The following is a 12,604-nucleotide window of genomic DNA, read 5'->3' as shown; positions in this document are numbered from 1 at the left end:
AAGATGAATATGCAAGCGTTCCTCTTCCTTTGAATATTTGCGTATTTTTGAGGGTATACAATTATGTCCAATCAGCCTTTAAGACCAGAAGAGAACAGGCTCAGCGCCGCTGAGAAAGAGTTCGAGAACAGCATCCGGCCGCGGGAAATCATGGATTTTTCGGGCCAGGATCAAATTATCGAGAACCTGAAGATTTTTATTAAAGCGGCCAAAATGCGTGGGGAAGCGCTCGACCATGTGCTGTTTCACGGACCTCCGGGTTTGGGGAAAACCACTTTGTCGCGTATTGTGGCCAATGAGTTGGGGGTAAATATCCGGGAAACTTCCGGGCCGGTGATTGAAAAGCCCGGCGACTTGGCGGGTTTGCTCACCAACCTGGAGGATAAAGACGTGCTGTTTATTGATGAAATACACCGCCTGAGTACCGTAGTGGAGGAATACCTATATTCCGCCATGGAGGATTACCGCATCGATATTATGATTGATACGGGTCCCAGTGCCCGTGCGATACAAATTAACCTGCAGCCGTTTACGCTGATCGGTGCTACCACGCGCTCTGGGCTGCTCACTGCCCCATTGTTATCGCGTTTCGGCATTAAATCCAGGCTGGAGTACTACAGTGCTGCCACATTGCAAAAGATCATCTGGCGCGCTTCCTCTCTGTTGAATATGAAAATTACTTCTGATGCAGCCAATGAAATAGCCAGGCGTTCCCGGGGTACCCCCCGTATTGCCAATGGGTTGTTGCGCCGCGTGCGCGACTTTGCCCAGGTAATAGGTACCGGCGTGATAGACATGGAAATAGCCCAGTTGAGCCTGAAAGCATTGAACGTAGATGAATACGGGCTGGATGAAATGGATAACCGGATACTGAATGTGATTATCGAAAACTTCAAGGGAGGGCCCGTGGGCATTACTACTATTGCCACCGCAGTAGGAGAAGAAGCAGGCACCCTGGAAGAAGTATATGAGCCTTTCCTGATACAGGAAGGCTTTATTAAGCGAACCCCCAGGGGCCGGGAGGTTACAGAAAAAGCATATATCCATCTAGGTAAGACCTCCTTCAGGGGCGGTTCGAACCTTCTTTTTTAAAGAGCGAAAAGCATAAAGCAAAAAGCTATTAAAGCGAATGATCAATGCGGATATCAAATCTCGTTAATCATTCGCTTTAATAGCTTTTTGCTTTATGCTTTCAGCTTTTCGCTTCCTTCTCAGGCATCTTTCACTACCAGTCTGAACCCATTACCGTGAATATTCACAATTTCAATATTGGGATCATCTTTGAGGTATTTGCGTAATTTGGCAATATATACGTCCATACTACGGCCGTTGAAGTAGGTATCGCTGCCCCATATTTTCTTCAGGGCCAGTTCGCGGGGAAGCAGGTCGTTTTTGTGCTCGCACAACATATGTAACAATTCGTTCTCTTTGGGCGACAACGTGTGTGTTTCATTATTATGCCCGAGGGTACGGAGGCGGGAATTGAAGGTGTAAGAGCCGATCACAAACTCATGTACTTCTTCATCTTTGCTGTTGAGCTCCTGGTTACGTTTCAGGATGGCTTTTATCTTCAGTAGCAGCAGTTCGCTGTCGAATGGTTTGGAGATATAGTCATCCGCACCCAGTTTATACCCTTGTATAATGTCTTCCTTCATGGTTTTGGCCGACAGGAAGAAGAGCGGGATATCAGGGTCCACATCTCTGATTTCTTCTGCCAGTTTAAATCCGTCCATATTGGGCATCATAATATCCAGCAGACAGATGTCAAATTTTTCGCGGCGGAAGGCTGCCAGGGCCAAGATACCATCGCGGCATAATTCCACATCATAATCGTTCAGTTCCAGGTAGTTCTTCAACACCATACCCAGATTGGTATCATCTTCAGCCAGTAATATCTTCGGTTTACGTTCTTCCATAATCATAAAGGGTTGATTATAACAAATATAAAGTTTTTCTGCGGGACGAAAGGTCGTGAAATTTTGACTGTTATCCCTCAAATGAATTGTTAAAACCGGGGTATTACTTCTTGTTCAGCAGCGAGCTAAAGGGATAACGGAGATTGCCGTAATTCACCATATCTACTACGATATTACCTACGGATATGGGGCTTTCAATGCGCAGGGGTACCTTATTGGCATCATCGCTTACCCACACGGTCATTTTTTCCCCACCTTCAAAGATCGTTCCTTTAATCAGCAGGGGCTTGAACTTGATAGCGCGAAATTTGCCGAATTTGGTGTTCACCTCTTCTTTGCCCATGTACCGGATATAGATATTGTATACCTGGTCATCGAGGAACATAGCGAAGGGGATTTTATCACCTACCTGGTATTTATTGAAGTCGATATTGCGGGCGTAGTAGATGGCGCTGATCACGTCCTGTACACAGGGCGGCACCGTGAAGGTTCCGTTGGTGCTGATAGCCTGGTGAGCGGCCTGGTTAAATACTACGTTGTTATAGATCTTATAACCGCCTTCATTTACATTACGGAGAAATTTGAGTGGTTGCATGGTGGCGGTGTCGATAAAGCTCTCGTATTTATCACGTACTTTAAAGATCCAGTCGTATGCCCGGTAGGTTTTCCCATCGCCGATAACATGGTATACTACGCGGTTGGCGAAGTTTTCAAGCACCACGTTAAAGGTAGCTTCACCAGCCCCTACATACATTTTGCCAAGGTTATAGAATACTTTCAGGGTGATACTTTCACCAGCGTTAAAACTGGTGTTGCGGATGGAGCAAAAGTCGTTTTGTGCTTCAACGGGCTGAAAACAGGAAAGCCATAAGATGATCAGTAGAAGATACTTCATTGATGGAAGCTATTTTTCCTTAAAAATTTTTACCCCTAACAATAACACACTTCCCAAAACGGCTGGTAGTACCAGGTTGATCAGCCAGATGCCTACCGTGGCGGCAATGATAGCCATGGTATTGGAGCTTAGCAAACCCAGAAAAAAGATACTTACTTTTCCGCGTACTCCAAGTTCTGCGATAGCAATGGTCGGAACTCCTGCCATAACGAGGTAGATTACGCTATTAAGGAGGAAAGCCTGCCACCACAAAAACTCCATGCCCAGCGCGTCCAACAAAATCAAATACTGTGCCGAGAAGACTATGTACCGGAAGGCTGAAAGCAGCAACAGGTAACGTAAATCGCCCGATGAGTATTTCACAATTATCTGCACGAAAACCTTCACTTTACGAAGAAAAGGCACCTTTTCAAATACAGCCAGAATGATTTGTAACCGAAAATATAACAATATCGTCAGGCCGCAAATAAGTATACCGGCTGCCAGCACTAATTTTTGCCACATACCGGCACTGAGGAATGCGCTTTGCGCTGCCAGCGCATAGTTGTTGATATAATATAGTAAACCAATTAACCCAAAGATAATAGTGACGATCAGCTGGCTGAAACTACCCACGATCGTTGCTGCTATTGCTTTTAGTTTATTATGATTTTTGAGATAAAGGATGCGCCCACCGTATTCGCCTACACGATTTGGGGTATTGATGGAAAGGGAAACGCCGGACATAATGGCGCTAAAAGCCCTGAGAAAAGAGACTTCTTCCAGCGGGGCTACCAGTTTCTGCCACTTACGGGCTTCCAGTCCCCAGTTGAATAACATTAATACCAGTACCAGGAAAATACCTACCCAACCTCTTTCCTGTAAGGATTCCCACATGTGTTTAACAGACAACTGTAAATTATCGCGATGGATGATTTGCGAGTAAATAGAGTATGCCAGCCACGTAAAAAGCCCTGCCCCTAATAAGTAATTGAGAATTATTTTGGTACTTTTGTTCAGATAGTCAAATTTTGGCAAAAATAAACTGTGGTTGGCAAACAAGTCAAAAATAATTCTCGGCATTGACCCCGGTACCCTCGTAATGGGCTATGGGCTTATACGTATTGAAGGAAAAAAAGCCAGTCTGCTCGGGATGGATGTGCTTAAACTGTCCAAATTCAAAGATCATTACGAGCGGCTGCAACAGATTCACTGCCGGGTACAAAGCCTGATCCGGGAACATAAACCCACCAGTTTTGCTATTGAAGCCCCGTTTTATGGTAAGAACGTACAAAGTATGCTGAAGCTGGGACGAGCCCAGGGAGTAGCCATCGCAGCGGCTATCCAGGAAGGCTTGTCTGTCACGGAGTACTCCCCCAAAAAAGTAAAGCAATCTGTTACAGGCAATGGTAATGCAGACAAAGAGCAAGTCTGGCAAATGTTGCAACGCACACTCAATATACCGGAGCGCCCTGATTACCTCGATGCTACGGATGCCCTGGCAGTAGCGGTTTGTCATTTTTACCAGGAAAGTAACCCCTTAGCTGGTATTACCAGCTCCAAAGGCTGGGAAAAGTTCCTGCAACAGCATCCCGAGAGGATTGTCAGATAAAAAACATCGGGAGAGAAGGTTATTCAATAAATCCGTAAATTGTAGTCACTTTGGTTAAAATTCATGAACCCAATTACAACTGCTACACGGCCATATACCGTTTTTAACAGCTTGACTATGAAAAGTGACCATCAATTGCTATACACAAGTTTTATAACAGCTTTTTTATATTAATCAGCATCAGGCAGATATGAAAGCAAGAATCCTATTGGTGGAAGATGATCAAAATGTTGGTGCGGCTACAAAGAAACGACTGGAAGAAGCGGGCTATGATGTAGTGCATAGTATAGATGGCCAGGCCGCATGGGAACAGTTCCAGTTACGCTCATTCGACATTTGCCTACTGGACGTGATGATGCCTAAAAAAGACGGCCTGCAGCTGGCACAGCAAATCCGCGAGCTGAATGACCATGTCCCCATATTATTCCTCACTTCTAAAAATGAAAAAGAAGATCGGATAGCCGGTCTCCAAACCGGTGCTGACGACTATATCAGTAAACCATTCAATATGCAGGAACTTATCCTGCGTATAGAAGTGTTCCTGAAACGGACCATGAGCAGGGGGAAAGACAAATCAAACCTGTTTACGATTGGTCAGCTTACCTTTGATTACGACGACCTTCGCCTCTATACCGCCGATGGGGAAGTGTCTATTTCTGTCACACAAAAGGAAGCCGACCTGCTCAAATACTTCTGTAATAATCCCAATAAAACACTCAAAAGAGAAGATATCCTTTCTAATGTGTGGGGAAAAGATGACTACTTCCTGGGCCGTAGCATGGATGTTTTTATTACCAAGCTTCGAAAACATTTCAAATCGGATCCGCAAATAAAGCTGGAAACTGTGCATGGAGTGGGATTCCGGTTCAATATTCCCCCCAGGTAAGCTCATTTATAAGGCGGCAACAATCTGCGCCTGTATCTCCTTAAATTCCTCTACTGACAGCTTTAGCTTACTACGGGAAAAATTCATATCATCGGCCGAGTTAATTGGAATCAGGTGCATGTGCGCATGCGGGACCTCCAAGCCAACTACACTAACGCCTATACGATTACAAGGCACTACCCGTTCAATAGCCTTCGCAATAGGCTTGGAAAATAACAGCCACTCTTTCAACAACTCATCTGATACGTCAAAAAACTTATCTGTTTCCGTTTTGCAGATAACCAGTGTATGCCCCTTTACCAATGGAAAAATATCCAGGAAAGCATAGAAGTGTTCATTCTCCGCTATTTTATAGCTGGGGATCTCCCCATTAATGATTTTTGTGAAGATGGTCATAGTAGATAGCTTAATCCAAGGTAAAAATAAAAAAGGGCTGCAAATGAATGCAACCCTGCAAATATCATGAAAAAGTATCAGTAGCGCTTATGCAGTAATACTGTCAATCTTAAATTTAATCTGTCCGTTAGGAGCCTGTACCTCCGCTATTTCACCTACATGCTTGCCCAATAAGCCCTTGCCAATAGGAGAAGTAATGGATATCTTACCCGCTTTCAGATCGGCTTCGGTTTCCGAAACCAGCTGGTAGGTAACGGTTTTCTTATTAGCCATATTAGTAATGGTGACTTTACAAAGGATAGATACCTTGGAAGTATCAATGGCAGCTGCACTTACTATACGGGATGTGGCAATAGCGTTCTCCAGCGTGGCAATTTTAGCTTCATGTATGCCCTGCGCTTCTTTGGCGGCATCATATTCGGCATTTTCCTTCAAGTCACCCTTTTCTCTCGCTTCTGCAATTGCACGCGCAATTTCCGCTCTCCCCTTGGTTTTAAGTATGGAAAGCTCACTCATCATTTGGTCCAGGGTTTCTTTCGTAACGTAATTTATGCCAGACATAACCTGCTGTGTTTTTTTGGTTATAAGAAAAAAAAATCAACGCCTCCATTTTCACAGAAGCGTTGTTTACTGGTGTTATCGCAAATATAATGAATTTATTATAAAGAAAAAACCCCTTCTCCCGGAATTAAATAAATTGAAAATCAATCATTTATTCCGGAATCACCACCTGTTTGACAGGCTTATAAAATGTTTAATTTTTCTAATACAATGCGGGCCATTTTAATGCTCGCCTGGTGTGAATAGCCAGCTATATGCGGTGTTATCACTACATTAGGTGCTTTCAGCAGCCAGGCTAACTGGGCCTTCTCGTCTTCACTATAAGTATTTAATTTTTCATTCTCCAATACATCCAGGCAGGCACCGGCAATAACGCCTCCTTCTAAAGCCCCGATCAGGTCCGGGATATTTACCAGCTTTCCCCTGGCCGTATTCATGAACCACACCGGCCGGGCAAAAGATTCAAAAAAAGCAGTATTACCAATATGTTTCGTTTCCGCCGTCAGCGGGAGATGCAGGCTTACTACCTCCGCTTCCTGGAAAATTTGCTCCAGCGTAGCTTCTTTCACTTCATTGGTACCAAATCCTTTCTTATACTTATCATACGCCAGGATATTTACATCAAAACCCTGTAGCTTATGTGCAAACGTGCTCCCGGTATTACCATAGCCTATGATGCCAACGGTTTTTCCATTCAGCTCGTATCCCCGGTTACCATCGCGTTCCCAAATCCCTTCTCTCAATTCCAAGTTGCTTTTCAGTACATTATTCAACAGGCAGAGCAACATACCTACTGCCTGCTCTCCTACCGCATCACGATTGCCCTCCGGGCTGCTCACGCAGTGAATTCCCTTGCTTTCTGCGTATGGAACGTCGATCAGTTCCATGCCGGATCCCAGACGGCCTATCCACTGTAATTCCCGGGCATGGTCAATAATATACTTATCTACCCGGATACGGGTAGTTACAATCAGTCCTACACAATCGCCAATGGCGCTATATACCTCATCATAGGAAATAGCCGGTTGATAAATGACTTCAAAGCCTTTTTCTTCCAGCTGTTCAACCAAATACGGATGCGTTTTCGCGGTAATTAATACTTTCCTGCTCATATCATCTTATGGGATAATGCTGCAAAATCAGCCACACTCAGTTCTTCTGCTCTTTTTGAAAAAATAGGATCCTGTGCTAACAGTTCCTTATTGAACATGGTTTTCAGCGGATTGCGCAGCTGCTTACGGCGCTGGCCAAAGGCTGTTTTTACCAGCACAAAAAATTTACGTTCAGAGGCAATATCTGCCGGCTGCTCCAGCCGGGTAAGGCGAATAACGGCAGATTTTACTTTAGGCGGCGGATTGAAGCAGTTTTCATGTACTTCAAACAAATATTCTATCTTATAAAAGGCCTGTAACAACACACTCAGGATACCATACTCCTTGTTGCCATGCGGAGCGGCAATACGCTGGGCTACTTCCTTCTGGAACATACCCACCACTACATCTACCTGCTGGCGCCAATCCAGCACCTTAAACATAATCTGGGTGGAAATATTGTAAGGAAAATTGCCGATCATCCGGAACGGCCCTTCAAAAGGCAGTTCAGCATCCAGTATGCTTACGTTGATCAACTTCCCCCGGATATCGGGGTAGGTTTTTTCGAGGTATTGTACCTTTTCGGTATCCAGCTCTATCGCTTTAAAGTGAATACCTGGCAGTTGCAACAGGTACTTCGTAATGGCTCCCCCTCCGGGGCCCACTTCCAGCACTTGCTGGCCTTCTGTTACAGGTAACGACGCCACTATTTGCCGGGAGATGTTTTCATCCTTAAGGAAATGCTGGCCGAGTGATTTTTTTAGTGTATACATTGTGCAGCGCAAAGATAAAGCATTTATTAGCTTTTATTTTCCCTGCTTTTAACAGGTCCTCCTGCCAACTAAAAGGGGGAAAGCTATAGCCTAAAAGCGTATATTTGCCATTCATTGAGGCAATACAGCATGAGTACCACCCAGCACAACAAACCGGTAATAGGCATCACCATTGGTGATATCAACAGCATTGGCGCAGAAATTATCATCAAAACGTTTATGGACACGCGTATGATGGAATTTTGCACGCCGGTAATTTTTGCATCTAACAAAACCATCAACTTCTACCGGAAGCTGATGAATGAAAATAATTTCAACTACCAGAGCATCAAAGACTTCACCCGCCTGAACCACAAGCAGGTGAATGTATACAACTGCTGGGAGGAAGAAGTGCAGATTACCCCCGGAGTGTTGAACGAAACCGGTGGAAAATATGCCGCCCGGGCACTGGAAGTGGCTATTAAAGCTATGAAGGATGGCTTCATCAGTGGGTTGGTTACTGCGCCTATCCACAAAAACAATATCCAGAGCGCCAACTTCAACTATACCGGCCATACCCCCTACCTGCGCGATGCCTTCAACGCCAAAGACGTTTTAATGTTTATGACCGCCGACAACATGCGCGTGGGACTCCTCACAGAACATGTGCCCCTGGCGGATGTAAGTAAATATGTTACCAAAGAAAATATTCTCGGCAAATTAGCGCTGATGAGAGATAGCCTGGTAAAGGATTTCGGTATAGACAAACCTCGTATCGCCGTGCTGGGCCTCAATCCGCATGCCGGTGATGAAGGTTTGATAGGCCGGGAAGAAATAGAACAAATCACCCCAGCTATTAAGCATGCAAAAGGTAATGGCATCCTGTGCTTCGGGCCTTATAGCGCCGATGCCTTCTTTGCTCGCGAAATGTTTAAACAATTTGATGGCGTGCTGGCTATGTACCACGATCAGGGTTTAATTCCCTTCAAATCGCTGGCCAGCGGCAACGGTATCAACTATACTGCCGGATTAGGCATTGTACGCACCTCTCCCGATCATGGCACCGCCTTCGATATAGCCGGTAAAAATGTTGCAGATCCTGAGTCTTTCAGACAAGCTATCTTTACCTGCCTCGACATCCTGGAGCAACGCGAAACTTATGCGGAAAATACCCGTAACCCACTGAAGAAAACAGAACTGGCATCTGAATAGCGGAAAGCAAAAAGCTATTATAGCGGATTAACGTCGCGAATATTAAAATTGCATTGGTCATTCGCTATAATAGCTTTTTGCTTTATGCTTTATGCCTTATGATTTCCGCTTTCCTGCGTTCAGGTAAGACTGTATAGAGGCAACATAGTCACTAAAGGCCTTTTTCCCCGTAGCGGTAATCTTACAGATCGTTTGCGGATAATTCTCTTTAAACTGCTTTAGCACAGTAATATAAGCTGCATCACGTAATTTATTAATCTGTACGCTCAGGTTACCTGCCGTAGCATTCGTCTTCTCTTTCAACAGCATAAATTCTGCTTCTTCCTCACTGACCAATATCGACATAATAGCTAGCCGCAATTGTGAATGTAGTACCGGGTCCAGATCTTTGAAGTCCATGTGCATAATTTTCTTATATAGCTACTTAGATATACCTGCAACGGGAACAAAATAACTAAATATCCAAAGAATTAAAACCTTAGATTAATTGCTGGCTTTAGTCAACAGCGTGCGAGTATATGGTTCGCCCCAATGTGGCGCAATATTGCTTTCTGGCTTAAAGGCCGCAAACTTTGTCAACGCCAGTTCCAGGGCTGTCTTTGCACCCGACTTACTGCCACCCCATTGTTCCGGTGTGAACAATAATGATTGTCCCTGCAGCATGTAAATACGCGGGTTTTCCGGGTTGTACTCCTTCGCTTGTTGCAATTGCTTGGCCGCTTCTGCGCCATACATCTGACCACGGGTCATAGGATCTACCGTTAATCTTGCAGTAGCCACCAGGGAACGGATACAGGCAATTTCAGAGTTCTTTGGGCTCAACGACTCCGCCTTGTCAAGATTCACCTCTGCTCTATCGATCAGTGGATCCAGCTGACTTTTATCCTTCAGCATAAATCCCTGCATTACCTGCATATAGGCAGCATAATAATAGGGCAGCCATTGGCTTTGCTCTGCATTGGCAATACGCTCAAAGGTGTTGCCTTTTTCCAGCAGATGATCAGGGGTAAAAGTGCTGCTGCTATCCAGGTCAGCAGTTTGTTTTGTCATCGCATCCATGTATTGCGCACTTTGGGCCATGGCAGCGGTAGCCATGCTACCAGTAAATAAAAATGCTAAAAAGAGACGTTTCATATGTGTGTTATTAGAGGTTATTAAGAACATCCTGTCTTCTGTCGATACCAAAATTCATAAACATACCCAGATAAACAAATCTTGGTACATTGGGTGTAATCTCATTCCGGCGTAATCCATCAGAGGAATAGTGATAACCAAATACCTGCTTGTTGCCAAGTGCATTGCTCACCGACAACACAAATATGGTAAAGGCTTTGCGGATATTGGTGAGATAACTGGCACTCACGCCCACGGCATTATAGGTCATCGTTTTTTCTGACATAAATTTCTCCGCAGGTAAATTAGGATCGTAATACGGACGACCTGTAGCAAAGGTGTATGTTAAACCCAGGTTAGTACTGATTTTAGATAAATAGTGTTTGTATACTAAGCTGGCGGTATGATTGGCTGCAAAATCGGGTTGTACCCGGAATGGATAATTCAGGTAATCCCTTTTAGTATCCAGGTAAGAATATGAAATCCAGTAATCCACGTTCTTAAAGGTTTTGCGGTCGCGCCAAAACACTTCGACGCCCTTGGCATAGCCATCCCCGCTGTTGTTATAGGAAGGCACGGTTTTAACAAGGTCTTTATACTTCTTATAAAACACTTCCGTACGGAAAGTGTAACTATTGGATATCCGCTGGAAGCTGGCAATATAGTGGGTAGCTTTCATATAACCCAGGTAGTTATTGAAACGGAGATACTGTGGTTCTGGCTTCTGGTAATAGTCGCCATAGGCCAATGAAAACTGGCTATAGTTATCGAATTTATAAGCGAGTGATACGCGGGGCGCCAGGTTCATTTTTGCCAGTATAGAAGAATATTCTGCACGTCCACCCAGGCGGCCTACGAGGCTGGGCGTAATGTAGATATCGCCCTCCGCAAAAGCAGCGGTGTAGTTATCCACGTAGTTGGCCGTCCTGTCGTTGAAGGATGAGTTTTCAATAGCATACTGGTATTCTCCGCCAAACCGGATCACAGAAAAGCTGCCCAGGTTTTTGTACAGCATCAGCTTCGACTGGCTCAGGGTAGATCGTACTTTGATCAGGGTAGGCGCAGGGTTCTTCAACAGCGTATCTGTATGAATATTATCCGTATTGATGCTGAAGGAGGCCCCGGCATATACATGCCAATCATGCCCTATGTTTTCACGGTAGGTCAGATTCGTATATACGTTGTTGTTATATACCTTAAAAGACTCCATATAACCGGGATATTCCAGGCTGTTAGTATTGAAGCCCATTTTGGTCCAGTTGCCATATCCATAGAATTTAAGCATCCCGGTGGAAGAAGTCTTCCTGCGGAAGTTGGCAGATGTGCCAATAATTTCGGGTCCCAGGTTGGGTGTTTGTTTAGGCTTTACCACATTAAAGTATGGCGCCAGGTTGGTATAGTCCGCTTCCACGCCGTAAGAGGTCTTTTTATCTTGCGTTAGTTTATCTACGCCGCCGTTTATTCCGATCACGGACAATCCCAGCGAGGAAGAAGAGCGGGTGGGCAGGTCGGTAGATTCCAGTATCAGCGCAGATGACAGGGCCTGGCCATATTGTGCCGAATAACCACCGCTGCTGAAGGTAGTACCTTTAAACAGAAAAGGGGAAAAACGGCCACGGCCCGGAATGTCTGGCAGGCTGGTTGAGAAAGGATTTCTTACCAGCATACCATCTATCAGTGTTTGGGTTTCATAGCCGGTACCGCCGCGTACAAACAGCCCCTCCCGGTCGTTTGTTTGCTGGGCGCCCGGTAATGTTTTGATAGCGTTTACAATATCAGCGCCTGCCCCTGCCGTAGTAACGATGTCCAGGGGTTTTAGCACGGTTCCTTTTTTATCATCGCTGGCTTCAAAGCTACCGGCGGAGATAGTAACTACCCGCAAGGCATTGACATTATTCTTCAATATAATATTTATCGGTTCAAACGCACTTACGTTTGCCTTTAAGTCCATAGGCTGGTAACCGGTAAAGGAGGCAGATATAATTTGGTCGCCGGAGGCGGTGGTGGTAAAGGAAAAGGTGCCGTCTGCTGCGGTGGTAGCGCCATCATAAGTACCTCTGATGGCGATGTTTACACCTGCCAGTGGGTGTTTTTTGCTATCAGTTACCTTACCCGTCACTTTATTTTGTGCCAATGATACCAGCGGAAAGCAAATTAGCAGATATAGATAGAGGTTGAATTTCGACATACC

The 12,604-nt window shown here is 45.0% G+C and carries 14 protein-coding genes; 4 read left to right on the top strand and 10 right to left on the bottom strand.

From position 1 onward, the window contains the following. The first annotated feature begins 63 nt into the window (after nt 1-63). The gene (gene ruvB / locus HGH90_RS21630; protein ID WP_168767033.1) at nt 64-1,092 is read left to right on the top strand and encodes a Holliday junction branch migration DNA helicase RuvB; all 1,029 of its coding nucleotides are present in this window, start codon (nt 64-66) and stop codon (nt 1,090-1,092) included. A 119-nt stretch (nt 1,093-1,211) separates the two neighbouring features. Here the strand turns inward: ruvB and HGH90_RS21625 are convergent, their stop codons facing one another. The 3 genes from HGH90_RS21625 to HGH90_RS21615 all read right to left on the bottom strand — a co-directional run bounded on the left by HGH90_RS21625 (nt 1,212) and on the right by HGH90_RS21615 (nt 3,873). Continuing rightward, complete coding sequence (locus tag HGH90_RS21625) at nt 1,212-1,916, bottom strand: response regulator transcription factor (protein WP_145660561.1); 705 nt, start codon at nt 1,914-1,916, stop codon at nt 1,212-1,214. A 103-nt stretch (nt 1,917-2,019) separates the two neighbouring features. Next, complete coding sequence (locus tag HGH90_RS21620; protein WP_169191870.1) at nt 2,020-2,811, bottom strand: DUF3108 domain-containing protein; 792 nt, start codon at nt 2,809-2,811, stop codon at nt 2,020-2,022. A 9-nt stretch (nt 2,812-2,820) separates the two neighbouring features. After that, nucleotides 2,821-3,873: a lysylphosphatidylglycerol synthase domain-containing protein gene (locus tag HGH90_RS21615; protein ID WP_247680029.1), complete on the bottom strand. Its 1,053-nt coding sequence runs from the start codon at nt 3,871-3,873 to the stop codon at nt 2,821-2,823. On the opposite strand from HGH90_RS21615, the gene ruvC reads away from it, so the two are divergent. Further along, nucleotides 3,842-4,402, top strand: a complete 561-nt coding sequence (gene ruvC / locus HGH90_RS21610; protein ID WP_168767030.1) for a crossover junction endodeoxyribonuclease RuvC — start codon at nt 3,842-3,844, stop codon at nt 4,400-4,402. The genes HGH90_RS21615 and ruvC overlap by 32 nt on opposite strands. A gap of 190 nt (nt 4,403-4,592) precedes the next feature. Then, the gene (locus tag HGH90_RS21605) at nt 4,593-5,288 is read left to right on the top strand and encodes a response regulator transcription factor (protein WP_168767029.1); all 696 of its coding nucleotides are present in this window, start codon (nt 4,593-4,595) and stop codon (nt 5,286-5,288) included. A gap of 6 nt (nt 5,289-5,294) precedes the next feature. Here HGH90_RS21605 and HGH90_RS21600 read toward each other — a convergent pair whose 3' ends face one another. The 4 genes from HGH90_RS21600 to rsmA all read right to left on the bottom strand — a co-directional run bounded on the left by HGH90_RS21600 (nt 5,295) and on the right by rsmA (nt 8,109). Continuing rightward, nucleotides 5,295-5,684 carry an HIT family protein gene (locus HGH90_RS21600; RefSeq protein WP_168767028.1) on the bottom strand — a complete coding sequence of 130 codons (390 nt, stop codon included), beginning with the start codon at nt 5,682-5,684 and terminating at the stop codon, nt 5,295-5,297. Nucleotides 5,685-5,771: 87 nt separating this feature from the next. Beyond that, nucleotides 5,772-6,245 (bottom strand): transcription elongation factor GreA, encoded by a 474-nt coding sequence (greA, locus tag HGH90_RS21595; protein WP_168767027.1) that lies wholly within the window; start codon nt 6,243-6,245, stop codon nt 5,772-5,774. Nucleotides 6,246-6,427: 182 nt separating this feature from the next. Beyond that, a complete protein-coding gene (locus HGH90_RS21590; RefSeq protein ID WP_168767026.1) occupies nt 6,428-7,357 on the bottom strand; it encodes an NAD(P)-dependent oxidoreductase in 930 nt (309 codons plus the stop codon). Further along, nucleotides 7,354-8,109, bottom strand: coding sequence for a 16S rRNA (adenine(1518)-N(6)/adenine(1519)-N(6))-dimethyltransferase RsmA (gene rsmA / locus HGH90_RS21585; protein ID WP_168767025.1), 756 nt, complete (start codon nt 8,107-8,109; stop codon nt 7,354-7,356). The genes HGH90_RS21590 and rsmA overlap by 4 nt, the downstream gene beginning before the upstream one ends. Before the next feature lie 129 nt (nt 8,110-8,238). Here rsmA and pdxA point away from each other — a divergent pair, with 129 nt between their 5' ends. Next, a complete protein-coding gene (gene pdxA, locus HGH90_RS21580) occupies nt 8,239-9,300 on the top strand; it encodes a 4-hydroxythreonine-4-phosphate dehydrogenase PdxA (protein WP_168767024.1) in 1,062 nt (353 codons plus the stop codon). A gap of 96 nt (nt 9,301-9,396) precedes the next feature. Here pdxA and HGH90_RS21575 read toward each other — a convergent pair whose 3' ends face one another. The 3 genes from HGH90_RS21575 to HGH90_RS21565 all read right to left on the bottom strand — a co-directional run bounded on the left by HGH90_RS21575 (nt 9,397) and on the right by HGH90_RS21565 (nt 12,601). Next, on the bottom strand, nt 9,397-9,699 hold the full coding sequence (locus HGH90_RS21575) for a winged helix-turn-helix domain-containing protein (RefSeq protein ID WP_168767023.1): 303 nt from the start codon (nt 9,697-9,699) through the stop codon (nt 9,397-9,399). 84 nt (nt 9,700-9,783) lie between these two features. Continuing rightward, nucleotides 9,784-10,434 (bottom strand): hypothetical protein, encoded by a 651-nt coding sequence (locus tag HGH90_RS21570; protein WP_168767022.1) that lies wholly within the window; start codon nt 10,432-10,434, stop codon nt 9,784-9,786. 10 nt (nt 10,435-10,444) lie between these two features. Next, complete coding sequence (locus HGH90_RS21565; RefSeq protein WP_168767021.1) at nt 10,445-12,601, bottom strand: TonB-dependent receptor; 2,157 nt, start codon at nt 12,599-12,601, stop codon at nt 10,445-10,447. Nucleotides 12,602-12,604: the final 3 nt, after the last annotated feature.

Origin of the sequence: Chitinophaga sp. Ak27 (assembly GCF_012726295.1) — a bacterium.
In the GTDB taxonomy this organism is placed as follows: Bacteria; Bacteroidota; Bacteroidia; order Chitinophagales; family Chitinophagaceae; genus Chitinophaga.
The sequence above is the reverse complement of the archived record's forward strand: the minus strand, read 5'-3'. Positions and strand labels throughout refer to the sequence as shown.

Coding starts and splice junctions, on each gene's coding strand:
- HGH90_RS21590 (WP_168767026.1), bottom strand. CDS start 7,357: ATGAGCAGGAAAGTATTAATTACCGCGAAAACGCATCCGTATTTGGTT.
- HGH90_RS21565 (WP_168767021.1), bottom strand. CDS start 12,601: ATGTCGAAATTCAACCTCTATCTATATCTGCTAATTTGCTTTCCGCTG.
- HGH90_RS21625 (WP_145660561.1), bottom strand. CDS start 1,916: ATGGAAGAACGTAAACCGAAGATATTACTGGCTGAAGATGATACCAAT.
- HGH90_RS21570 (WP_168767022.1), bottom strand. CDS start 10,434: ATGAAACGTCTCTTTTTAGCATTTTTATTTACTGGTAGCATGGCTACC.
- HGH90_RS21605 (WP_168767029.1), top strand. CDS start 4,593: ATGAAAGCAAGAATCCTATTGGTGGAAGATGATCAAAATGTTGGTGCG.
- HGH90_RS21600 (WP_168767028.1), bottom strand. CDS start 5,684: ATGACCATCTTCACAAAAATCATTAATGGGGAGATCCCCAGCTATAAA.
- HGH90_RS21575 (WP_168767023.1), bottom strand. CDS start 9,699: ATGGACTTCAAAGATCTGGACCCGGTACTACATTCACAATTGCGGCTA.
- greA (WP_168767027.1), bottom strand. CDS start 6,245: ATGTCTGGCATAAATTACGTTACGAAAGAAACCCTGGACCAAATGATG.
- HGH90_RS21615 (WP_247680029.1), bottom strand. CDS start 3,873: ATGCCGAGAATTATTTTTGACTTGTTTGCCAACCACAGTTTATTTTTG.
- rsmA (WP_168767025.1), bottom strand. CDS start 8,109: ATGTATACACTAAAAAAATCACTCGGCCAGCATTTCCTTAAGGATGAA.
- pdxA (WP_168767024.1), top strand. CDS start 8,239: ATGAGTACCACCCAGCACAACAAACCGGTAATAGGCATCACCATTGGT.
- HGH90_RS21620 (WP_169191870.1), bottom strand. CDS start 2,811: ATGAAGTATCTTCTACTGATCATCTTATGGCTTTCCTGTTTTCAGCCC.
- ruvB (WP_168767033.1), top strand. CDS start 64: ATGTCCAATCAGCCTTTAAGACCAGAAGAGAACAGGCTCAGCGCCGCT.